This is a genomic window from Streptomyces sp. NPDC048018, assembly GCF_043202995.1.
Taxonomy (GTDB): Bacteria; Actinomycetota; Actinomycetes; order Streptomycetales; family Streptomycetaceae; genus Streptomyces.
This window is the reverse complement of the sequence record NZ_JBIDBK010000003.1, coordinates 308480-330356: the sequence shown is the minus strand read 5'-3', so window position 1 is coordinate 330356 and position 21877 is coordinate 308480. Positions and strand designations below refer to the sequence as shown.

Genomic DNA, 21877 nt, shown 5'->3' with positions numbered 1-21877 from the left:
GGTGGAGCTCATCGTGATCGGATACGACGCCCCCGGCGTGGCCGAGGAGGCGTTCGGCACGGTCCAGGACCTGCAGCGGGACCACGTCGTCCACCTCAACGGCCTCGCGGTCGTCTCCGTGGACGAGGACGGCCGGACCCATGTCGACTCGTCGAGCCGCGTCATCGGGGTCTCCGCCGCCTCCGGGGCCCTGTGGGGCGCCATCTTCGGCGTGCTCTTCCTGGTCCCCGGGCTCGGCCTGCTGACCGGGGCGGCGCTCGGCGGCCTCGTGGGCAGGCTCAGCAAGTCCGGTGTCGACGAGCGGTTCCGCGCCCAGGTCGGTGATCTGCTCAGGCCCGGCTCCGCAGCCGTCGTGATCATGGCGTCGAAGGTCACCGACGACAAGTTCGCGGCCGCCATGCAGCGGCACGGAGGCACCGTCCTGAAGACGTCGCTCAGCGACGCGGACGAGAGGGAACTGGCCGAGCAGCTCACCGGCACGCCGTAGCCGCCGCGGCACCCGTGACCCCCTCGGCGGCGCACCGGGCACCCGAACCGCCGCCACCGCCCAGGAAGGCCATCCCATGGACCCCGTTCTCACCCCGGACTCGCTCGCCAAGCTCCGGCAGCCCCGGCCGTACCCCGCCCTCTCCCTCGTGATGCCGACGCACCGGCGCGAACCGGACAACACCCAGGACCCCGTCCGGCTGCGCAAGCTCATCGCCGAGGCGGAGAAGGCGCTCCAGGAGGACCCGGCGGTCTCGCGCGAGAAGCGGGCGGACGTCCTCGACCAGCTGCGGCGTGCCGAGGCGGAGATCGACCTGGCGCACGCCGAGGACGGACTGGTCGTCTTCGTCGCCCCGGGAGAGCGGCACGTCTGGTCGGTGGCCCGCGAGGTCCCGGAACGCGTGGTCCTGGCGGACACCTTCCTCACCCGGAACCTCGTCGCCGCGCAGGCCGCCGAGCAGCCGTACTGGGTGCTGGCCGTGGCCGCCGACCGGGTGTCCCTGTGGGACGGCGGCTCCGAGCGGGCCACCGAGCACACCGGGGACGGCTTCCCGCTCACCCGCAGCCTGGAGGACCCGGACGCGGAGCGCAAGGAACGCATCGGCGACCTCCCCAGCACCTTCCAGGACGAGGCCACGCGTCAGTTCCTGCGCGAGGCGCACGAGAGGCTGCGGGTCGTGCTGGCCTCCGAGCCCCGGCCGCTCTACGTGACCGGATCGTCCGCCGCGCTCGGGCTGCTGGCGGACCTCGGCTCCCTGGGCCCGGCCACCCTGACCGTCGAGCACGGCGGACTCGCCGCGGGGCCGGCCGCCGCCGTGTGGGAGGCCGTCGAGCCGATCCGCACCGCCCGCGACGCCGCCGCGACGGCCACCGTCGTCGCCGAACTCGACGCGGCCCGGGGCCGGCGCGAGTACGCCGGTGGCATCGACGAGGTGTGGCAGGCCGTGAAGGACGGCCGGATGCGCCTGCTGGCCGTGGAGGAGCACTACCGGGAGGTCGTCCGGGACTCGGGCGGCCATCTGGAGCCCGCGGAGGCCGCGGAGTCGGGCGCGAGGGACGACATGGTCGACGAGATCGTCGAGCAGGCCCTCGAGACCGGGGCGGAGGTCCGCTTCGTGCCCGACGACTCGCTGAACGGCCGGGGGCGCATCGCCGGAGTGCTGCGCTACTGACGCGGTACCGGCCCGGAGCGCCGAGTCACCGGCACCCCCTGTGAAGGAGAAACGGATGTCCGAGCTCATCGTCATCGGCTACGAGGACCAGTCGGTCGCCGACAAGGCCTTCGCGGAGGTGCAGAAGCTGAAGGACGCGCACGTCGTCGACCTGACCGGTCTGGCGGTCGTCACGGTGGACGAGGACGGCAAGACCCATGTGGACACTCCGGCCAGGACCGAGGAGGTGGCCCTCTCGGCCACGGCCGGCGCCCTGTGGGGCATGGTCTTCGGCATGGTCGTCCTCACGCCGGCCATGGGAGTGGTCGGCGCCGCTGTCGGCGGCCTGATCGGCAAGCTGAACCAGATGGGCGTCGACGGGAGGTTCCGCGGGAAGGTCCAGGAGCTGCTCAGCCCCGGCCACTCGGCGGTCGTCATCATGGCCTCCAAGGTCACCGAGGACCGGTTCGCCGCCGCGATGGCGCCCTTCGGCGGGACCCTGCTCAAGACCTCGCTCTCCGAGGAGAGCGAGAAGGAGCTCGCGGAGCAGCTGGCCGGTCCCGAGGCGGCCTGAGCCCTCCCGGGCCGGGACCTCCGCGCTCCGGACCGCCGCGGCCGGGCGGCCGCCGTCCCCTCACTGCGGGTCGGCGGCCGCCCGGCGCGGGTCCGGGGCGCGGGGTGGCGACGTGAGCGCGTCACGGACCGGGGGGCGGGCCGTTCGGTGCACCGCGTCGAACAGCCGCCGCGGCACGGGTGAGGCTCAGGCCTTCGGGTAGTACTGCGGGTCCTGGCCGAGCTCGTGGTTCCTCATGGCGTCGCGCACGGCCTTGACGAAGCCGTTCCAGAGGCGGTCCGCGTAGGGGCTGTCGGTGCTCGGCCGGCCCGCGGTCTTCCTGCGCTGGGAGCCGGTCGAGAAGTCGCCGAACATCGCGCTGCGCAGCGCCGTGGACATCTCCAGCTGGGCGCCGCCGCCGGTGCGCGTCCGGTTGATGATGTTCGCGGGGTCGTCGCCGTTGATGGGGTCGTCCGCCCCCGCAACCTCGACGACCACGTTCCAGTCGGTGTTGCCGACGTAGGGGCTGATGCCGCAGTTCTCGAAGGAGGCGGCGAGGTTGCGCTTGAGGCGCTCGTCCCGCCCCCCGATGATGACCTTTCGCTGCCCCGTGTCGCTGTAGCCGTGCAGGGAGACCGCGTACAGGTTGTTCGCACAGACGGCGAGGGCGGCCGGGTCGTCGCAGTGGGTCGAGGTGACGTGCTGGTCGCTCGAATGCGTCAGGGCCTCGAACATCCAGAAATCGCGCTGCACCTCGCCCGCCACCGCTGCGGAAGAGGGATCGACGTCGAGGCCGTAGTCGAAGGGGGTGTAGCCGGCCACGGCCATGCACAGCTCGCTGGTGCCGGCCTCGATGCCGCCGCCGTGCGGCGCGAGCACCGCCGTGCTGTTGAGGGGGACGCTCGCATAACGGTCGTTGTCGGTGACCACGGGGGCGCCGATGCGGTACCGGCGCATGTAGTCGACCCCTTCCTTGTACGTCCCGTCGCTGTACAGCTTGGTGTTGGAGACGAACGTGTCGGCCGCGGCGGCGGGTGTCGCGCCGTTGCCGACGACGGCGTTGAGGGTGGGCAGGCCGGCGGCCACGGCGGCCACGGAAGCGAGGACGGTACGTCTGCTGGTGTTGGTCATGACGCGATCTTGCACGACCTCCGCCGGCTCCGTCGACGGAGGCATGACATTCCCGGGCTCCGACGCCGCCGTGCGGCGCGGCGAGCTCAGGGCAGCGGGGTGCGGTGCAGGCTGATCAGCAGCCGCCAGACCCTCCCGGCGATCTCGGCGGGGGTGCCCTCGATCATGCCGTGCAGCCAGTCGGCGAGCACCCCGGCGAAGGCCGAGGCCACCGCGGAGGCGACCAGCTCCGGCTCCGGCGCGCCGGCCAGTTCACGCTCGGCCCGGCTGCGGGCGCGCAGGTCGCGATGGAGGACCTGACCGAGCGGACCGCCGCCGCCGGGCCGGAGCAACTGGGCGTAGAGGGCTCGGCGTTGCGGCAGGCCTTCGAAGAAGGCGACCAGGGCGGGCGGCGGGTTGGCGGGGTCGGCGACGCCACGCCAGGCGTGCAGGGCGTCCACTGCCTCGCGGACGATCTCGGCGCAGGCGTCGACGGCGAGCGCCTCCAGGTCCGCGTAGTGCACGTAGAACGTGGCACGGCCGACTCCGGCCCGGCGCGCCACGGCCGCGACGCCGGCCTTCTCCAGCGGGCCGTTGGCGCACTCCTCCCACAGGGCCTCGCGCAACCGGGCCCGGGTCCGCCCGGCGCGGGGATCCTCCGGCATCTCGTTCACCCGGCCGACAGGACGGCGCCGAGCGCGAGGGCGCCGGGCAGGGCCTGGGCGATCAGGATGCGGCGGTTGGCGGTGAGGCTGCCGTAGACGCCGGCGATCACGACGCAGACGAGGAAGAACACCCGGACCCGGAAGCCGGTCGGATCCCCGGCGAACAGCCCCCAGACGAGGCCGGCCGCCAGGAAGCCGTTGTAGAGCCCCTGGTTCGCGGCGAGCGGGGCGGTGGCGCGGGCCAGGTCCGCGTCGAACCCGGAGAGCTTGCGTCCCGGTGCGCGTTGCCACAGGAACATCTCCAGGGCCATGAAGTACAGGTGCAGGACGGCCACCAGGGCCACCAGCACGTTCGCGGTCGTCTCCATCGGTGCGGTCGCTCCCTCGCGTCGCGCGGGACCCCGTTGCCGGCAACCGGGAAGGATCTCGCCATTTCATGGACAGGTGTCTCGAATATATGGACACCTGTCCATGAAGTCAACGTGGGTGACCGCGGCGGCGTAGCCCGCCCCGGGGTCCGCGCAAATTCGGATGCCCCGGCGCTGCGCGCCTCCCTACGCTGCCGCCATGGACAGCGGACCCGCACTACTGAACGTCGTCGACGTGGAGGCCACCTGCTGGGAAGGGCAGCCCCCGCCCGGCCAGGTGAGCGAGATCATCGAGATCGGGCTCACGGTCGTCGACCTCGCGGCCCGTCGCCGGGTCTCCCGGCACCGCGTCCTGGTCCGGCCCGCCCGTTCCGAGGTGAGCTCCTTCTGCACCGAGCTGACCGGTCTCACCCCGGCCGAGGTCGCCGCGGGCGTCGCCTTCGACGAGGCCTGCCGGCTGCTCGCCGACACGTACGACGCGCGGCGCCGGCCCTGGGCGAGCTGGGGCGACTACGACCGCCGGCAGTTCGACCGCCAGTGCCGGGCCACCGGCGCCTCGTATCCCTTCGGGCGGCCCACGGAGCTCGGGCACACCAACGCCAAGGCGGTCTTCACCCAGGCGTACGGCCTGCGCAAGCGGCCCGGCATGGCGGGCGCGCTGCAGATCGCCGGACTTCCCCTGGAGGGGCGCCACCACCGGGGCGTGGACGACGCGTGGAACATCGCCGCCCTCGTCCTCGACCTGGTGGACCGCGAGGCCTGGCCCGCTGCGGGTCCGACCGCGGGAGAGCCCTTCCAGGCCCTGTCGTCAGACTCCCGCCTGCCCTCCGGGCAGCAACGTCCATGATCCATACACCTAGCGGCCTGCCCGGCGCTTGTTCCAGACGTCGAAGCCGACCGCCGCGAGCAGCACCAGGCCCTTGATGACCTGCTGGTAGTCCGTGCCGATGCCGACGAGCGACATCCCGTTGTTGAGGACGCCGAGGACGAGCCCGCCGATCACGGCGCCGGTCACCCGGCCGATGCCGCCGCTCATCGACGCCCCGCCGATGAACACGGCGGCGATCGCCTCCAGTTCGAAGTTGAGGCCGGCCTGCGGGGTGCCCGCGTTGAGCCGGGCCGCGTAGACGCAGCCCGCGAGCGCGGCGAGCACGCCCATGGTGACGAACACGAGGAAGGTGACCCGCCGGTCCTTCACCCCGGACAGCGTGGCCGCGGCCCTGTTGCCGCCGAGCGCGTACACATGACGCCCGATCACCGCGTTGCGCATCACGTAGCCCAGGCCGACGAGCAGCACGCACATGACGAGCATGACCACCGGCACGCCGTGGAAGCTGGCGAGGGTCAGGGTGAAGGCCACGACGGCGGCCGTGATCGCCGCGCACTTGAGCAGCCACAGCCCGGTGGGCAGCGGGTCGAGCTCGTACTCCGCCCGACGCCGGCGGTCCCGCACCTCACGGGCGAGCAGGGTGACGAGGGCGGCGAGACCGAGCAGGAGCGTCGGGTTGTGGTACTGCGTGTAGGGTCCCACCTCGGGCAGGAAGCCCTTGGCGATGTTCTGGAAGCCCTCGGGGAACGGCGCGAGCGAGCGGCCCTCCAGGAAGATCTGGGTGAGTCCGCGGAACAGCAGCATCCCGGCGAGCGTGACGATGAACGACGGGATCCCGAGGTACGCCACGAACCAGCCCTGCCAGGCGCCCGCGGCCGCTCCCACGAGCAGCGAGAGGGCGAGCGCCAGGATCCACGGCACGTCGTGGCGGACCATGAGGACCGCCGCGAGGGCGCCGACGAACGCGGCGAGCGAGCCCACGGACAGGTCGATGTGACCGGCGACGATCACGATCATCATGCCCATGGCGAGGATGAGGATGTAGCTGTTCTGCTGGATCAGGTTGGAGACGTTGTTCGGCAGCAGCAGCGTCCCGTCGGTCCAGATCTGGAACAGCACGACGATGAAGGCGAGCGCGACGAGCATGCCGTACTGCCGCATGTTCGCCCGCAGCCCCGTGAGCAGCAGCGCGCCCGCGGACGGGCGGTCCGGCCGCCCGGCCCGGGCGTCCCGTGCGGTAGGCGTCGTGGTGGTCATGTCGGGCCTCAGCTTCCGCTCGGGTTCGGTTGTGATGTCTGGTGCGGGACCGGGTGCGGCTTCGCCGTCGGGCCGCTCGGGGTCATGTGGCGCATCAGGACTTCCTGGGTGGCGTCCGCGCGGGCGACCTCGGCGGTGAGCCGGCCCTCGGCCATCGTGTAGATCCGGTCGCACATCCCGAGGAGTTCTGGCAGCTCCGAGGAGATGAGGAGCACGGCCCGGCCCTCCGCGGCGAGCCGGTCGATCACCGTGTAGATCTCGTACTTGGCGCCGACGTCCACACCCCGGGTCGGCTCGTCGAGGATCAGCACCCGGGGATCGGCGTGGATCCACCTCCCGAGCACCACCTTCTGCTGGTTGCCGCCGGACAGGCGCCCGACCTCCTCCAGGACGGACGGCGTCCGGATGCCGAGGCTCCGGCGGAAGCCCTCGGCGACCCGCCGCTCCTCGTGCTCGTCGACCGTGCCGCGCCGCACCATCCGGTGCAGCGAGGCCAGCGAGACGTTGCGGTGCACCGTGTCGACGAGATTGAGCCCGTACCGCTTGCGGTCCTCCGTGACGTACGCGAGCCCCGCCGCGATCGCCTCCGGGACGCTCGCCAGGCTCGCCGCCCGCCCGTCCACCGCCACCGAGCCGGCCACGTGGTGCCCGTAGGAGCGTCCGAAGAGCGACATCGCGAGCTCGGTACGCCCCGCTCCCATCAGCCCCGCGATCCCGACGATCTCGCCCCGGCCCACGGTCAGCGAGACGTCGTCCACGACGGTCCGCCGCCGGTCGGCGGGGTGGCGGACCGTCCAGCCGCGCACCCGCAGCGCCTCCCGCCCGGCGTCCTCGCCGGCGTACCCGGTCCGTTCGGGGAAGCGCCGGTCGAGGGACCTGCCCACCATCCCCTGGATGATGCGGTCCTCCGACACGTCCGGCTCGGCGTCCGGCGCCGCGCGGACGACCAGCGTCTCGACGGTGCGCCCGTCCCGGAGCACGGTCACGGCGTCGGCGACCCGGCGGATCTCGCCCAGCTTGTGGGAGATCAGCACGCAGGCGATGCCCTGGGCGCGCAGTTCCAGGACGAGTTCGAGCAGCGCCGCGCTGTCGGCGTCGTTGAGCGCGGCCGTCGGCTCGTCGAGGATGAGCAGCCGGACCTCCTTGGCGAGCGCCTTCGCGATCTCCACCAACTGCTGCCCGCCGACGCCCAGTTCCGAGACCTGGGTGCCCGGGTGCGCGCGGAGGCCCACGCGCCGCATGAGCGTGGCCGCCTCCCGCATGGTGGCCCGCCAGTCGACGACCCCGCGCCGGGCACGCTCGTTGCCGAGGAAGATGTTCTCGGCGATCGACAGGTGGGGCACCAGCGCCAGTTCCTGATGGATGATCACGATGCCGTGCCGCTCGCCGTCCCGGATGTCCCGCAGGGCCAGCGGCTTGCCCTCGAAGAGGATCTCGCCCTCGTAGCTGCCGTGCGGGTGGACTCCGCTGAGCACCTTCATCAGGGTCGACTTGCCCGCCCCGTTCTCCCCGCACAGTGCGTGGACCTCGCCGGCGCCGACGCTCAGCCGCACGTCATCGAGCGCCGCGACACCCGGAAAGGTCTTGGTGATGCCCCGCATCTCCAGGACGGGTGGCCGGCTCACGACAGCTGTCCCGCCGTGAAGTACCCCTCGCGGACGAGCAGCTGGGTGTTGGCGCGGTCGATGCTCACCGGGTCGAGGAGGTACGCCGGCACGGTCTTCTTCCCGTTGTCGTAGTCCTTGACGTTGTTGACCTCGGGCTTGCGGCCGTTGAGCACCGCGTCTCCCATCGCCACCGCCCGCGCGGCGAGCTTCCGGGTGTCCTTGAACACGGTCTGCGTCTGCTCCCCGCGGATGATCGACTTCACCGAGGCGAGCTCCGCGTCCTGCCCCGTGACCACCGGCAGCGGATGGCCCGCCGTGCCGTAACCGGCGCTCCGCAGCGCGGAGATGATCCCGATCGAGATCCCGTCGTACGGGGAGAGGACCGCATCGACGCTCTCCTCGCCGTAGTTCCTGCTGATGAGGTCGTCCATCCGCTTCTGCGCGGTGCCGCCGTCCCAGCGCAGCGTCGTCGCCTGGTTCAGCCGCGTCTGCCCGCTCCGGACGACGAGCTGCCCGCTGTCGAGGTACGGCTGGAGCACCTTCATGGCGCCGTTCCAGAAGTAGCGGGTGTTGTTGTCGTCGGGGGAGCCCGCGAAGAGCTCGATGTCGTACGGCTTGCCGCCCCCCTTGGCCGGGGCGCCCAGCTTCAGGCGCTCCACGATGTAGCGGGCCTGGAGCACCCCGACCCGCTCGTTGTCGAAGGAGGCGTAGTAGTCGACGTTCTCGGTGCCCATGATGAGCCGGTCGTACGAGATCACGGGGATGCCCGCGTCATGGGCGCGCTGGAGGACCTCCGTGAGCGCCGAGCCGTCGATCGCCGCGACCACCAGGAGCCGGCGCCCCTTCGTGATCATGTTCTCGATCTGGGCGATCTGGTTCTCGACCTTGTCGTCGCCGTACTGCAGATCGGTCTCGTAGCCGGCCTTGCGGAACTGCTCGGCCATGTTCTCGCCGTCCGCGATCCAGCGCTCGGACGCCTTGGTCGGCATGGCGAGCCCGATGGTGCCTCCCTTTCCGGCATCGGGCCGGTAGCGGCTGCCGCCGCGGGCCTCCTGGCCGCAGCCGGCGACCAGCGTGGTGAGCAGCGCCGCCGCGGCGACGGCGCGCAGGGTGGGGGTGCGCATGGGTCAGTTCCCTTCGGTCACGGGAAAACGCCGGAGCTCGCCGGGCAGCCGGGAGCCGAGCGGGGACATGCCCCCGTCGGCGCCGTGCCGGGCCAGCAGATCGAGGACGAGCCGGCCCCGCCGCACCCGCTCCCGCGCGGTGGCGAGGGCGTGCTCGCGCAGATGGGCCCCGTACGGGTAGAGGCCGGCCGACCGGCTCAGGCCGAACTTCAGGTAGAGCGGCGCGCCCCGCCGGACGAGCTCGGCCGCCTCGTACATGCGGACGTGGCCGCCGAGGTCGTCCGGCGCCTCCACGTACAGGTCCATCGGAGCGCGGCTGGCCCGGCGGATCTCGGTGAGGTGCGCGAGGGTCAGGTCGGACGGCACGTTGAGCGAGTCGGCGCCCAAGTGCTCGTACACCGCGTACGAGGCGGGGTTCACCGGCCCGATCAGCGCGGACACCTTGAACGTGGTGTCGGCGGGCAGGCCGCCCGCCGCGCGCAGCCGGTGCAGGGTCCACAACACGCCCTCGTCGGCGACGAGAAGACAGCGCACGCCGAGCCCGGCGGCGCGCACCGCGTCCTCGACGCACCCGGCCAGGGCGTCGTGACCGCGGGCGCGCGGGCCGGCGCCGCCGGAGTCGGTCCGGGTCGCGGCGCCGATGTCCCAGGAGCCGCGCGGCCCGGTGAACAGGCAGAGCTCCACGGAGCGTTCGGCGCAGGCCCCGGCCATCTCGGCGATCTCCGCGTCGGTCAGCATCCACACCCCGCTGCCCTGGCTGATCCGGTGCACCGGAACGTCGAGCCGGGCGCTCTCCCTCAGCACCTCGGCCAGCGCCTCGGGACCCTCCACGGACGGGATCTCGGTGCGCCAGGTCCCGCCGTCGGGGAAGGCGTGCGGGGAGGAGTCGGCGTCCTGGACGGGAGGCAGGGGATGGGCGATCAGGTCCAGCGCGGCGGCGCCGGGGCGGCGGGCCGGTGCGGGGGGAGTGAGCGGGGCGGAGGGGAGCGGCGGAGCGGGCGGGCGGGGCGGAGTGGATGGCGCGGGTGGAGCGGACACGGGAGGTCCTCCGTCTCTGCTGAGCGGCGGGCGGGCGGGCGGTCCGGCGGAGCGAGGTGTTCGAGATCTCGGACGGTGTTCGCGAGTGTGGGCGAGCGGGGGCGAGCGAGGGGAGCCGGGGCGAGCGGGGGTGTGCGGAGGGCCCGGGGAAGGTGACGACGGGGCGGCACGAGCGGCCGTGCGGCCCCGGGGCCACCCGGCGAGGCGCCGGTGCGGCCCTCACCGCGCCGGCGGCGCCGGTCAGGGGCGCAGCAGCACCTTCCCGGTTCCTGGATCGCCGCCGCCCACCAGCGCCAGCGCCTCCGCGAAGCCCTCCAGTGGGAACTCGTGGCTGATGAGCGGGCCCGGGTCGATCAGGCCCAGTCCGAAGGCGCGGACCGCCTCGGTCCAGTCGGCGGACGACGCACCGAACACACTGCGCACCTCCAGCTGGCTCAGCGAGAGATGGACGGGATCGATGCCTGCGGCCCCCGGGGTGAACATCCCGGTGAGGACGACCCGGCCGCCCCGGCGCGCGAGCAGACACGAGGACGCGGCGGTGCTCGGCGCCCCGGCGGTCTCCACCACCAGGTCGAAGCGCCCCCGCGCGTCCCGCTCCGCCTCATTCGGCGTCAGCAGACCGGTCGCCCCGATGCGCAGCGCCTGCTCCCCGCGTCCGGCGCGGGGCTCGACCACGGCCAGGACGGCGGGCGAGGACGCGGCGAGCAGCTGGACGGCGAGCATGCCGAGGGTCCCGGCGCCGACGACCGCGACGCGCTCGCCCGGGCGGGGGCGGCCCGCCCGTACGGCTGCGGCGACCACGGCCGCCGGTTCCAGCAGTGCTGCGCCGCGCAGGTCGGCGCCGTCCGGCAGGAGGTGCAGGAGCCGGCCGGGGACGAGGACGTGGTCGGCGAAGGCGCCCGGCTCGGTGAAGCCGGTCTCCGCGTAGCCGCCGTCGCACAGGCTGGTCTCGCCACAGCGGCAGCGCTCGCAGCTTCCGCAGCTGCGGAAACCCTCCGCGACGGCCTTGCGGCCGACGAGCGCCGGGTCACCGCCGGGGCCCACGGCCTCGACGGTGCCCGACCACTCGTGTCCGGGTACGACGGGGTAGCGGACGTAGCGGCGGTCGCGGTGACCGGTGTACAGCTCGCGGTCGCTCAGACAGATCCCCGCGGCGGCGACCCGCAGGCGCACCTCTCCGGGGCCGGGCTCGGGCAACGCCCGCTCCACGAGCCGGTGCCGCCCGGGCGCGAGGACCTCGACGGCCCGGCTCACCCCCGCTCGCGCGGCTGTCGCGATCACCGGGCCGGCGGCGGTGACGGGGGAGCCCCCGTGCGGGCCGGGGGCTCCCGGGGCACCTGCCGGGGCACTCTGGGGGCGGTCGGGACCGTCGGCCGAGGGCTCCGGAACGCCCGCGGAGACCGGAAAGCCCGCAGAGACGCTCCCGGGCTCCGGAGTGCCGGCCGCGACGCCCTCCGTGTCCGGAACACCGGGGCGGCCGGCGACGCCTGCGGTGCCGGTGCCGGCGGTCGCGCTCGGAGCGTGGGCGCCCGGGATGCGCGGCGTGCTCACTTCGGGGCCCGCCGTTCCCAGCCCTCGGCCCACAGGTCGAAGCGGGCCCGCTGTTGCGGGAACTCGGCGGCGGCGTCCACGTCCAGTTCGACGCCGAGCCCGGGGGCGTGCGAGATGGCGAAGCAGCCGGTCTCCGGGTCCACGCGGGGCGCCCCGCGCACGATTCCGGTGATCTCCGCGTCCGCGAAGTCGTTGAAGTGCTCCAGGATGCGGAAGTTGGGTGTGCAGGCGCCGAGTTGGAGCGAGGCGGCGGTGAGCACCGAGCCGCCGACGTTGTGCGGGGCGACCGTCACGTAGTGGGTCTCGGCGGTGGCGGCGAGCTTGCGGGCCTCCAGGATCCCGCCGATGTGCCCCAGGTCCGGCTGGATGACGTCCGCCGCCTGGGACTCGAAGAGCTCACGGAACTCGATCCGGTCGTGGATGCGTTCCCCGGTCGCGATCGGCAGTTCCACCGTGTCGGCGACCTTCTTCAGGGCCTTGAGGTTCTCCGGCGGGACCGGCTCCTCCAGCCATGCGGGCCGGAACGGGGCGAGCTCGCGGGCCAGTCGTACGGCGGTGGCGGGGGAGAAGCGTCCGTGCATCTCCACCATCAGCTCGGTGTCCGGACCGATCGCGTCCCGGACGGCCTCGATCAGCGCGACGGCGTACCGCGACCGCTCGGCGTCCAGTTCGAGGTGCCCGTTGCCGAACGGGTCGATCTTCAGGGCGCGGTAGCCCCGCGCCACGACCTCCCGTGCGGCCTTGTGGTAGGCCTCCGGGGTGCGTTCGGTGGTGTACCAGCCGTTCGCGTACGCCTTGACGCGGTCGGTCACCCGGCCGCCGAGCAGCTGCCACACGGGCACGCCGAGCGCCTTGCCCTTGATGTCCCAGCAGGCGGTCTCGACGACCGCGATGCCGGACATCACGATCTCCCCGGCGCGCCCGAAGTCCCCGTACTTCATGCGCCGGACCAGGTCCTCGACCGCGAACGGGTCCGATCCGGCGATGTGGTTGACCTCCGCCTCGCGGAGATAGCCGAGGAGGGCGTCCGTGTGCCCGAGCATCCGGGTCTCCCCGACCCCGGTCAGCCCCTCGTCGGTGTGGACGAGGACGTACGTGAGGTTCCGCCAGGGTGTTCCGACGACATGAGTGGTGATTCCCGTGATGCGCACGGCAGTTGCTCCCATGTTGTTCGAGATTTCGTCACACGTTCGAAATGGTGGCGCGACCGTATGCAGCAGCCCCGGGCGTGTCAATGGTGTGCGCGGCCATTGCCCGGCGAACACCGGCCTGGCTAGCCTGAGTTCGCCATGCCGGCCGATGGTCGGGATATCGAACGGACAGAGGGGCGGGGTGACGGCCATGGGGCGTCTCGTACCGGCGGTGACCAGAGCTTTCGACATACTCGAGCTGTTCCTGCAGAGCGACGACACGCTCTCCGCCCCGGAGATCACCCGGAGACTCGGGCTGCCACGCACCACCACCCACGAACTGCTCACCACCCTGGCGGCCCGCCACTACCTCACCCCCGCCCCCGGGCAGCCGGGCCGCTACCGCCTCGGCGTCCGCACCCATCAGCTCGGCAGCCGCTACGCCGAACAGCTCGACCTCGCCGCCGAGGGCCGGCTCGTCGCCCAGGAGATCGCCGAGACCTGCGACGAGACCGTCCACGTCGCCGTGCTGGAGGACCTCGACGTCATCTACATCGCCAAGGTCGACTCCACCCACGCCGTCCGCATGGTCTCCGCCGCCGGACGCCGCCTTCCGGCCCACTGCACCTCCGTCGGCAAGATGCTGCTCGCCGCCCTGCCCGCGGCCGAGCTCGACGCGCGCATCGCCGGCCGCGCACTCACCGCCATGACCCCGCGCAGCATCACCGACCCGGCCGCGCTGCGCGCCGAACTCGCCGCGATCCGCGCCCGCGGCACCGCCACCGAGCACCGCGAGTCCAACCCCGACGTCTCCTGCGTCGCCGCACCCGTACGGGACGGCTCCGGACAGGTCGTGGCCGCCCTCTCGATCTCCGTGCCCGTCATCCGCTGGAGCGAGGAGCGCGAGGGCGAACTCGCCGCGCTCGCCGCCAAGGGCGCGGTCGACCTGTCGCTGCGCCTCGGCCACCGGGGAGGCCCGCGGTGACCCGGGTCGAGGTCGCCTTACCGGCGGACGACGTCCTCGGCGAGGGGCCCACCTGGGACACGGCCGCGCGCCGCCTGATCTGGGTCGACATCCTCGGCTCGCGCGTCCACTCCTACGACCCCGCCGACGGCGCCCACCAGGTCACGGACGTCGGACAGCACGTCGGCGCCGCGAAGCCGCGGGCCGGCGGCGGACTCGTCGTCAATCTCCGGGACGGCGTCGGACGCTACGACGCCGACGGCGGCTTCGGCTGGCTGCACCACGACCCCGTGCCCGGGCGCCGGGCCAACGACGCCGCCGTCGCGCCCGACGGCAGCCTGTGGGCCGGCACCATGCGCTACGACGAGGGGGAGGGCGGCGGCAGCCTCCTCCGCATCGCCCCCGACGGCGGCGTCACCCGGCTCCTGGACCGCGTGACGGTCAGCAACGGCATCGGCTGGAGTCCGGCCGACCCGGGCCTCGCGTACTACGTCGACAGCCCGACCCGGCGGGTGGACACCCTTCGGGTCGAGGACGGCCGCGTCGTCGAGCGGCGCCCCTTCGCGACCGTCGACCCCGGCGCGGGCTTCCCCGACGGGCTCGCCGTGGACGCGGAGGGCTGCGTCTGGATCGCCCTGTGGGACGGCGGGCGCCTGCACCGCTACACACCGGCCGGCGCGCTGGAGCGGACCGTCCCGCTGCCCGTGCGCCGGCCGACCGCCTGCGCCTTCGGCGGCCCCGGTCTGCGGGACCTCTACGTCACGACCGCACGCACCGACCTCCCCGGCCGGGAGCCGCTCGGCGGGTCCCTGCTCGTCCTGCCCGACATGGGGGAGGGCCTGCCGGGCGCGGCGTTCGCCGGCTGAACGGGGCCGCGGCGCCGACCGCGCGGGCGGTCCGCTCGGGGCGGCTCAGCGCACCGCGAGCAGATGCTCCAGGGCGAGCTGGTCGAGCCGCTCGAACGCCATCGAGCGCTCGGCCGCCGCGCCCGCGTCGAAGGTCTCGTACGCCGTCGGGTCGGCGAGCAGGCCCGCGAGCCCGTCGGCGGCGGTCGGGGCGGCGAGTTCGTGGAGGCGGGAGGCGGTCAGGGCGGCGGCGACCTCGGGGTCGGCCCGGAACGCGGCGGCGCGCTCCTTGAGGATCAGGTAGTTGCGCATGCAGTTCTTCGCCGACTCCCACACCCCGTCGAAGCCGTCGGTGCGCACCGGCTTGAAGTCGAAGTGGCGCGGCCCCTCGTAACCGGCCGTCTCCAGGAGGTCGACCAGCCAGAAGGCCTGGCGCAGATCGCCCGCGCCGAACCGGAGGTCCTGGTCGTACTTGATGCCCGACTGGCCGTTGAGGTCGATGTGGAAGAGCTTGCCCGCCCAGAGCGCCTGGGCGATCCCGTGCGGGAAGTTGAGCCCGGCCATCTGCTCGTGGCCCGTCTCGGGGTTGACGCCCACGAGCTCGGGCCGCTCCAGGCGCTCGATGAACGCGAGGGCGTGCCCGATCGTCGGCAGCAGGATGTCGCCGCGGGGCTCGTTCGGCTTGGGCTCGATCGCGAAGCGCAGCTCGTAGCCCTGCTCGGTGACGTACTGGCCGAGCAGGTCGAAGGCCTCCTTCATCCGGTCGAGCGCGAGCCGCACGTCCTTGGCGGCGCCCGACTCGGCGCCCTCGCGGCCGCCCCAGGCCACGTACACGGAGGCGCCGAGCTCGACGGCGAGGTCGATGTTGCGGATCGTCTTGCGCAGCGCGAAGCGGCGCACGTCACGGTCGTTGGCGGTGAAGGCACCGTCCTTGAAGACCGGGTGCGTGAAGAGGTTCGTCGTGGCCATCGGCACCGTGAGGCCGGTGCGGTCGAGCGCCGCACGGAAACGCTTCACCGTCCGCGCGCGCTCGGCCTCCTCCGTGCCGAAGGGGATCAGGTCGTCGTCGTGGAAGGTGACCCCGTACGCGCCGAGGCCGGCGAGGCGCTCGACGGACTCGACCGGGTCCAGGGCCGGCCGGGTGGCGTCGCCGAAGGGGTCACGCCCCTGCCAGCCGACCGTCCAGAGGCCGAAGGTGAAGCGGTCGGCGGGGGTGGGGAGGAGATGCTGCGGCATGTCCGGCTCCTTCGTGAGGCTGGCCACCAGATTTGTTTTCTGAGATAACTAATACCGTCAGGGGAGGCCGGGCGCCAGAGCCCGCACCCGGGAAAGGAGACCTGGCCCATGCCCACAGGCCCGGTGGTGATCGGCGTCGACAGCTCCACCCAGTCCACGAAGGCGGCGCTCGTGGACGCGGGGACCGGCGCCCTGCTGGCCCTCGGCCGCGCGCCCCACACCGTCACGGGCACGGAAGGGGCGCGCGAGACCGACCCCGAGGAGTGGTGGACCGCGCTGGTCCGCGCCGTCGCGGACGCCCTGCGGCAGGCCGCCGTGCCGCCCTCGGCCGTCACCGGCATCGCCGTGGCCGGTCAGCAGCACGGCCTCGTCGTCCTCGACACCGCCCACCGCCCCCTGCGCCCCGCGCTCCTGTGGAACGACACCCGCTCCGCCCCGCAGGCCGCCGCGCTGACGGGCGCACTCGGCGGGCCCGACGCCTGGCTGGCCCGCACCGGCTCCGTCCCGGTGGCCGCCATGACCGCCGCGAAATGGCAGTGGCTGCGCGAGACCGAACCGCTCACCGTAAGCCGTGCCGCCGCCGTCCGGCTCCCGCACGACTTCCTCACCGAGCGGCTCTGCGGCGCCGCCGTCACGGACCCCGGCGACGCCTCCGGCACCTGTTGGTACGACACCGGCCGCGCCGCCTACGACCCCGAGTTGCTCTCCCTGCTCGGCCTCGACCCCGCCCTCCTCCCGCCCGTCGCCCGCACCGCCGGCACCCGGGTCGGCACCCTCACCTCCGCGGCCGCCGACGCGCTGGGCCTCCCGGCAGGCGTCGCCGTCGCCGCCGGCACCGGCGACAACATGGCCGCGGCCGTCGGACTCGGCCTCGGCGGAACCGGGCTCCTCGACCGGCCGGTCGTCAGCCTCGGCACCTCGGGCACCGTCTTCGCCACCACCCGCACCCGCCCCGCCAGCCCCGGCATCGCCGGCTTCGCCGCCGCCGACGGCGTCCACCTCCCGCTCGGGTGCACGCTCAACTGCACCCTCGCCGTCGACCGCATCGCCGCGCTCCTCGGCCTCGAACGCGAGGACGCCACCCGCGGCGACGGCCTCGTCCTCCTGCCGTACCTCGACGGCGAGCGCACCCCCGACCTGCCGCACGCCACCGGCCTGCTCACCGGCCTGCGGCATGCCACCACCCCCCAGGGGCTGCTCGGCGCCGCCTACGAGGGTGCCGTGTTCACCGTGCTGCGGGCCCTCGACGAACTCCTCGCCGCTTGCGGCCTCGACCCCGCCGCGCCCTCCGTGCGCGAGCTGCCGCTGCGGCTGATCGGCGGCGGTGCGCGGGGCCGGGTCTGGACCGACACCGTCCGCCGCCTGTCCGGCCGCCCCCTGGTGGTCCCCGCAGCCACCGAACTCGTCGCCCTCGGTGCGGCCGCGCTCGCCGGGGCCGCCGCGAACGGTGTCGACCCGGTCGCCCTCGCGACCGCCTGGGGCGCGGGCGCGGGCCGTGAACTCGACCCGGTCGAGCGGGACGAGGACACCTGGCAGCGGATCTCCGGAGTCCTCGACCGCGCGACCCCCACGCTGCTCTGCTGACCCCGAGGGCGGTGCTGCCCGGCGCTCCCGCCCGGACTGTTCGCTGCCGGTCGGGCTCGCACCGGGCCCTCCCCGGGCCGTGCGGGGCGGGCACGCCCCGTGCGGCGTGCCCGCGCCCGCCCGCACGCAGTCGCGAGATCGTCAGTGCACCAACGGTTTTCTGCGGCGACCGTTGACACTCGACCGATCCGTGCGGACACTCGTGCCGTCTATCGAGTGAAAGGGGTTTCACCAGGCGAACAGGCTGGTCGTCCAGAGCCGCCGCACGAGCCGCGTCACCAGGGAAACCCGTGACGAACGCTTCCGCTCCGCCCCCACGCCCTCCGCTCCGTCCTGCCCGTCCCCGCCCTCTGCTGGGTGGCGGTCTTCTTCGACGGGATGGACGCCCCCATCTACGGCGCCGCGCTGCCGTGCACGCTCGACGACCCCGGTCGGGGCCTCACGCCCGCGCGTGCCGGCGTCATCGGCGGCTGGACCACCGTCGCCGCGCCGATTGGTGCACGGTGACGGCCGGCATCGCCCTCTTCTTCCCGGGCTTCCCGGGCTCCGCGGGCTCCGCGGGCTCCGCCCTCGCCGGGGACCTCGCGCTCTTCGGTGGCCGGGATCGCCGGCTCCGTCGCCGTCGTCCTGGTCCCGGTTCGCCGCACGTCCGGCCCGTCCGGCCGCGCCCGCCGGAGCCCCGGCGGCGACGGCGGCCGCCATACGGGAGTGACTCCGCCGGACCCGCGACCGGTGTCTCAGGGGGCGGGGAGGGGATCCGCCGGGTTCCGGAGCTCCTCCGCCGCATCCGACACCCGGCGGAGCAGGGACAGGAAGAGGGCCTGCTCCTCGGCGGAGAGCGGGGCCAGGAAGACCTGGTTCATCCGTGCCGTGCGCACCGTCAGTTTCCGGTGCGCGCGCGTCCCTTCGGGCGTGAGGCGCAGCAGGAAACGGCGCCCGTCCGCGGGGTCCCGCACCTTGTCCAGCAGGCCCCGCCGGATCAGGCGGCCGACGACCTCGGCGATCGTCGAGCGGTCGAGGGCCACCCGCTCGCCCACCGTGCGCTGGTCGAGGCCGGGTTCGGCGGTCAGTGCGTTCAGGACGCCGAACTGGGGGGAGGTGATCTCCTCCGAGACCATCGTCGTCCACATCAGGTGGTGCGCCTGCTGCAGCCGCCGGGCCAGATGCCCGGGATGCGTGGCCAGATCCACCGCGGCCATGAGCGCCTCCTCCTGGGGTTTCGTCGGTGCACGGAACGATACCGCTCTCCATGGCGTCCGGTCGGAGCCCGTTGACGACCGGGCGGACGCCTGCCAGCATGACCCCGTCATCGAAAATGGTCAGTGCACTGATTAATGCACGAGCCACTCTTCATGTCACCGCACTCGGGCGGTCCGGACACCCCGGGTCCGTCCTCTCGCTCGGAACGAAGGGCTATCCCATGGACAAGGTGGTCGCCACCGCCGCGGAGGCGGTGGCGGACGTCCCGGACGGAGCGTCGCTCGCGGTGGGCGGCTTCGGCCTCAGCGGCGTGCCGAACGCCCTCATCCAGGCCGTCCACGAGCGGGGCGTCGGGGGCCTGGAGGTCGTCTCCAACAACTGCGGCGCCCTGGACTCCGGTCTCGCGGTGCTCCTCGCCGCGGGCCGTATCGCCCGGGTCACCGGCTCGTACATCGGTGCCAACAAGGAGTTCGCGCGCCAGTACCTCGCCGGCGAGCTGGAGGTCGAACTCATCCCGCAGGGCACCCTCGCCGAACGCCTGCGCGCCGGCGGCTGCGGCATCCCCGCCTTCTTCACCCCCGCCGGCGTCGGCACCCTCGTCGCCGACGGCGGACTGCCCTGGCGCTACGACGGCGAGGGCGGCGTCGCGCTGGCCTCTCCGCCGAAGGAGGTACGGGACTTCGACGGCGTCCCGCACGTCCTGGAGCACGCCATCCGCACCGACTACGCCCTCGTCCGCGCGGCCAGGGGCGACCGCCACGGCAACCTCGTCTTCCACGCCGCCGCCCGCAACTTCAACCCGCCGGCCGCCATGGCCGGGCGGATCACCGTCGCCGAGGTCGAGGAGCTCGTCGAGCCGGGTGCACTCGACCCCGACCACGTCCACCTGCCCGGCATCTTCGTGCAGCGCGTCCTCGCCCTCACCCCCGGGCAGGCCGCCGACAAGGCGATAGAGAAGAGGACCACGCGATGAGCTGGACCCGCGAACAGATGGCCGCCCGCGCCGCCCTCGAACTCCGCGACGGGCAGTACGTCAACCTGGGCATCGGCCTGCCGACCCTCATCCCGAACCACCTTCCCGCAGGCGTCGAGGTCGTCCTCGAGTCCGAGAACGGCATCCTCGGTACGGGCCCCTACCCGGCCGAGGGCGAGGTCGACCCCGACCTCATCAACGCCGGCAAGGAGACCGTCACCGTCCTGCCCGGCGCCTCCTACTTCGACTCCGCCCTCTCCTTCGGCATGATCCGCGGCGGTCACATCGACGTCGCCGTCCTCGGTGGCATGCAGGTCTCCGCCCGCGGCGACCTGGCCAACTGGGCCGTCCCCGGCCGCCTGGTCACCGGAATCGGCGGCGCCATGGACCTCGTCCACGGCGCGCGCACCGTCATCGTCGTCATGACCCACACCGCGAAGGACGGCACCCCGAAGATCGTCGAGGAATGCGACCTGCCGCTCACCGGGCGCGCCTGCGTCGACCGGGTCATCACCGACCTCGCCGTCCTCGACGTCACGCGGGACGGGCTCGTCCTCGTCGAGACGGCACCCGGCGTCACGGCCGAGGAGGTCGTCGCGCGGACGGCCGCGCCCGTGCTCGGCCCGGAGCTGACGGCAGTACCCGTGCCGGACCCGGCAGCGGCGCGACACCGCCTCCGTCCCCGCCCCTCCCTCTCCGACCCGCTGGAGTTCTCGTGAACGACCTCACGCAGGACCGCGTCGACGCCGAGATGCGCGTCCTCCAGGACGTCTACGACAGGGCCCTGGCCGGCGGCGCCCCGCCCCGCCATCATCCGGCGCGGGACTACCCCCCGTACCGCAGCTCCCTGCTCCGGCACCCCCGCCGCCCGCCGGTCGCCGTGGACGGCGACCCCGAGGCCGTCGAGCTCGCCGGGCCCGTCTTCGGTGTCACCGACGTCACCGAGCACGACAACGACCTCACCCGGATGCACACCGGCGAACCCCTCGGTGAGCGGATCACCGTCGCCGGGCGCCTCCTCGACCGGGCCGGCCGACCGGTGCGGGGCCAGCTGATCGAGATCTGGCAGGCCAACGCGTCGGGCAGGTACGCCCATCGGCGCGACCGGCACCCGGCACCGCTCGACCCCCACTTCACCGGCGTCGGACGCACCCTGACGGACGACCAGGGCCGCTACTCCTTCACGACGATCAAGCCCGGCGCCTACCCCTGGCGCAATCACACCAACGCCTGGCGCCCCGCCCACATCCACTTCTCCGTCTTCGGCACGGCCTTCACGCAACGGCTCGTCACGCAGATGTACTTCCCCGGCGACCCGCTCGTCGCCCACGACCCGATAATCCGCTCGGTCACCGACGCGGCCGCCCGGGACCGACTGGTCGCTCGCTACGAACACGGCCTGTCCGTACCGGAGTTCTCCCTCGGCTACGCCTGGGACATCGTCCTCGACGGACCGGCCGCCACCTGGACCGAGGAAGGACGCTGACCGCCGTGCAGTCCACGCCCCCGCTTCCCACACCGTCCCACACCGTCGGACCCTTCTACGGCTACGCGCTGCCGTTCCCCGGCGGCGAGCGCATCGCGCCCGACGGACACCCCGAACGCCTCACCCTCCACGGGTACGTGCTCGACGGCGCAGGCGCCCCCGTTCCCGACGCCCTGCTCGAATTCTGGCAGGCCGCGCCCGACGGCTCCCTCGCCGGTGCGCCCGGCTCGCTGCGCCGGGACCCCGTCACCGGCGGCCACCTCGGCCGGGCCGGCACCGGATTCACCGGCTTCGGCCGCGTCGCCACCGACGCCGACGGCCACTACGCGCTGCACACCCTTCCTCCCGGCAACCCGGGCCGGCCGTACATCAGCGTCTGCGTGTTCGCCCGCGGTCTGCTCCACCACCTCTACACGCGCGCCTACCTCGGCGGCGGACCCGACCCGCTGCTCGACCGGATCCCGGCCGGCCGGCGCGGCACCCTGATCGCCGCCGAGGAGCCGTACCGCACCCATCGCTTCGACATCCGGCTCCAGGGTGAGGGCGAGACGGTGTTCCTGGAGTTCCCGTGACCGACTCCGAGCCCGACGGCACTCCGCCCGGCACCGAGGCGACCGGCGCGGGTCCCGCCGACCCCGCTCCCCCCGGCCCCGCTCCCACGGGCCCGGCGACGCCCGGCCCGGCAACGCCCGGCCCCGCCAGGGCCGGACGCGCTCCCGC

Annotated in this window: 23 protein-coding genes; 12 read left to right on the top strand and 11 right to left on the bottom strand. The window is 73.6% G+C overall.

From position 1 onward, the window contains the following. Nucleotide 1: 1 nt before the first annotated feature. From ACGF1Z_RS12830 to ACGF1Z_RS12820, 3 genes are all read left to right on the top strand, one after another. Entirely contained in the window at nt 2-487 is a 486-nt protein-coding gene (locus tag ACGF1Z_RS12830) for a DUF1269 domain-containing protein (RefSeq protein ID WP_393003000.1), read from the top strand. Between the two features lie 76 nt (nt 488-563). Next, nucleotides 564-1658, top strand: coding sequence for a chemotaxis protein (locus tag ACGF1Z_RS12825; protein WP_393002998.1), 1095 nt, complete (start codon nt 564-566; stop codon nt 1656-1658). Nucleotides 1659-1713: 55 nt separating this feature from the next. Then, complete coding sequence (locus ACGF1Z_RS12820; protein WP_393002996.1) at nt 1714-2211, top strand: DUF1269 domain-containing protein; 498 nt, start codon at nt 1714-1716, stop codon at nt 2209-2211. A gap of 186 nt (nt 2212-2397) precedes the next feature. On the opposite strand, the gene ACGF1Z_RS12815 is transcribed toward ACGF1Z_RS12820, so the two are convergent. From ACGF1Z_RS12815 to ACGF1Z_RS12805, 3 genes are all read right to left on the bottom strand, one after another. Then, the gene (locus ACGF1Z_RS12815; protein ID WP_393002994.1) at nt 2398-3321 is read right to left on the bottom strand and encodes a poly-gamma-glutamate hydrolase family protein; all 924 of its coding nucleotides are present in this window, start codon (nt 3319-3321) and stop codon (nt 2398-2400) included. Nucleotides 3322-3407: 86 nt separating this feature from the next. Then, entirely contained in the window at nt 3408-3965 is a 558-nt protein-coding gene (locus ACGF1Z_RS12810; protein ID WP_393004157.1) for a TetR family transcriptional regulator, read from the bottom strand. Nucleotides 3966-3970: 5 nt separating this feature from the next. Further along, nucleotides 3971-4333: a DUF1304 domain-containing protein gene (locus tag ACGF1Z_RS12805; protein ID WP_393002992.1), complete on the bottom strand. Its 363-nt coding sequence runs from the start codon at nt 4331-4333 to the stop codon at nt 3971-3973. 199 nt (nt 4334-4532) lie between these two features. On the opposite strand from ACGF1Z_RS12805, the gene ACGF1Z_RS12800 reads away from it, so the two are divergent. After that, the gene (locus ACGF1Z_RS12800) at nt 4533-5180 is read left to right on the top strand and encodes an exonuclease domain-containing protein (protein WP_393002990.1); all 648 of its coding nucleotides are present in this window, start codon (nt 4533-4535) and stop codon (nt 5178-5180) included. 9 nt (nt 5181-5189) lie between these two features. Here the strand turns inward: ACGF1Z_RS12800 and mmsB are convergent, their stop codons facing one another. From mmsB to ACGF1Z_RS12770, 6 genes are all read right to left on the bottom strand, one after another. Further along, nucleotides 5190-6419, bottom strand: coding sequence for a multiple monosaccharide ABC transporter permease (gene mmsB / locus ACGF1Z_RS12795; RefSeq protein WP_393002988.1), 1230 nt, complete (start codon nt 6417-6419; stop codon nt 5190-5192). Between the two features lie 8 nt (nt 6420-6427). After that, complete coding sequence (locus ACGF1Z_RS12790) at nt 6428-8020, bottom strand: ATP-binding cassette domain-containing protein (RefSeq protein WP_393004155.1); 1593 nt, start codon at nt 8018-8020, stop codon at nt 6428-6430. A 20-nt stretch (nt 8021-8040) separates the two neighbouring features. Further along, the gene (chvE, locus tag ACGF1Z_RS12785) at nt 8041-9150 is read right to left on the bottom strand and encodes a multiple monosaccharide ABC transporter substrate-binding protein (protein WP_393002986.1); all 1110 of its coding nucleotides are present in this window, start codon (nt 9148-9150) and stop codon (nt 8041-8043) included. A 3-nt stretch (nt 9151-9153) separates the two neighbouring features. Beyond that, nucleotides 9154-10080, bottom strand: coding sequence for a hypothetical protein (locus tag ACGF1Z_RS12780; protein ID WP_393004153.1), 927 nt, complete (start codon nt 10078-10080; stop codon nt 9154-9156). A 348-nt stretch (nt 10081-10428) separates the two neighbouring features. Beyond that, entirely contained in the window at nt 10429-11442 is a 1014-nt protein-coding gene (locus tag ACGF1Z_RS12775) for a zinc-binding dehydrogenase (protein ID WP_393002984.1), read from the bottom strand. A 293-nt stretch (nt 11443-11735) separates the two neighbouring features. Further along, on the bottom strand, nt 11736-12890 hold the full coding sequence (locus tag ACGF1Z_RS12770; protein WP_393002982.1) for a mandelate racemase/muconate lactonizing enzyme family protein: 1155 nt from the start codon (nt 12888-12890) through the stop codon (nt 11736-11738). A 190-nt stretch (nt 12891-13080) separates the two neighbouring features. On the opposite strand from ACGF1Z_RS12770, the gene ACGF1Z_RS12765 reads away from it, so the two are divergent. Together ACGF1Z_RS12765 and ACGF1Z_RS12760 are read left to right on the top strand one after the other, a co-directional pair. Then, nucleotides 13081-13854, top strand: coding sequence for an IclR family transcriptional regulator (locus ACGF1Z_RS12765; RefSeq protein ID WP_393002980.1), 774 nt, complete (start codon nt 13081-13083; stop codon nt 13852-13854). Continuing rightward, nucleotides 13851-14699: an SMP-30/gluconolactonase/LRE family protein gene (locus ACGF1Z_RS12760; RefSeq protein ID WP_393002978.1), complete on the top strand. Its 849-nt coding sequence runs from the start codon at nt 13851-13853 to the stop codon at nt 14697-14699. Before ACGF1Z_RS12765 ends, ACGF1Z_RS12760 begins: the two co-directional genes overlap by 4 nt. 45 nt (nt 14700-14744) lie before the next feature. On the opposite strand, the gene xylA is transcribed toward ACGF1Z_RS12760, so the two are convergent. Then, nucleotides 14745-15914, bottom strand: coding sequence for a xylose isomerase (gene xylA / locus ACGF1Z_RS12755; RefSeq protein ID WP_393002976.1), 1170 nt, complete (start codon nt 15912-15914; stop codon nt 14745-14747). 108 nt (nt 15915-16022) lie between these two features. On the opposite strand from xylA, the gene xylB reads away from it, so the two are divergent. Further along, nucleotides 16023-17498 carry a xylulokinase gene (xylB, locus tag ACGF1Z_RS12750; RefSeq protein WP_393002974.1) on the top strand — a complete coding sequence of 492 codons (1476 nt, stop codon included), beginning with the start codon at nt 16023-16025 and terminating at the stop codon, nt 17496-17498. Nucleotides 17499-17855: 357 nt separating this feature from the next. Beyond that, nucleotides 17856-18005, top strand: coding sequence for a hypothetical protein (locus ACGF1Z_RS12745; protein WP_393002972.1), 150 nt, complete (start codon nt 17856-17858; stop codon nt 18003-18005). 230 nt (nt 18006-18235) lie between these two features. Here the strand turns inward: ACGF1Z_RS12745 and ACGF1Z_RS12740 are convergent, their stop codons facing one another. Next, nucleotides 18236-18697 carry a MarR family winged helix-turn-helix transcriptional regulator gene (locus ACGF1Z_RS12740; protein ID WP_393002970.1) on the bottom strand — a complete coding sequence of 154 codons (462 nt, stop codon included), beginning with the start codon at nt 18695-18697 and terminating at the stop codon, nt 18236-18238. Nucleotides 18698-18918: 221 nt separating this feature from the next. Here ACGF1Z_RS12740 and ACGF1Z_RS12735 point away from each other — a divergent pair, with 221 nt between their 5' ends. From ACGF1Z_RS12735 to pcaG, 4 genes are read left to right on the top strand one after another with little or no spacing between them, the layout of a single operon-like run. Next, nucleotides 18919-19671, top strand: a complete 753-nt coding sequence (locus ACGF1Z_RS12735; protein ID WP_393002968.1) for a CoA transferase subunit A — start codon at nt 18919-18921, stop codon at nt 19669-19671. Beyond that, on the top strand, nt 19668-20390 hold the full coding sequence (locus tag ACGF1Z_RS12730; protein WP_393002966.1) for a CoA transferase subunit B: 723 nt from the start codon (nt 19668-19670) through the stop codon (nt 20388-20390). The genes ACGF1Z_RS12735 and ACGF1Z_RS12730 overlap by 4 nt, the downstream gene beginning before the upstream one ends. 32 nt (nt 20391-20422) lie before the next feature. After that, nucleotides 20423-21157 (top strand): protocatechuate 3,4-dioxygenase subunit beta, encoded by a 735-nt coding sequence (gene pcaH / locus ACGF1Z_RS12725; protein WP_393004151.1) that lies wholly within the window; start codon nt 20423-20425, stop codon nt 21155-21157. Next, a complete protein-coding gene (gene pcaG / locus ACGF1Z_RS12720) occupies nt 21154-21729 on the top strand; it encodes a protocatechuate 3,4-dioxygenase subunit alpha (RefSeq protein WP_393004149.1) in 576 nt (191 codons plus the stop codon). The genes pcaH and pcaG overlap by 4 nt, the downstream gene beginning before the upstream one ends. Nucleotides 21730-21877 lie beyond the last annotated feature (148 nt).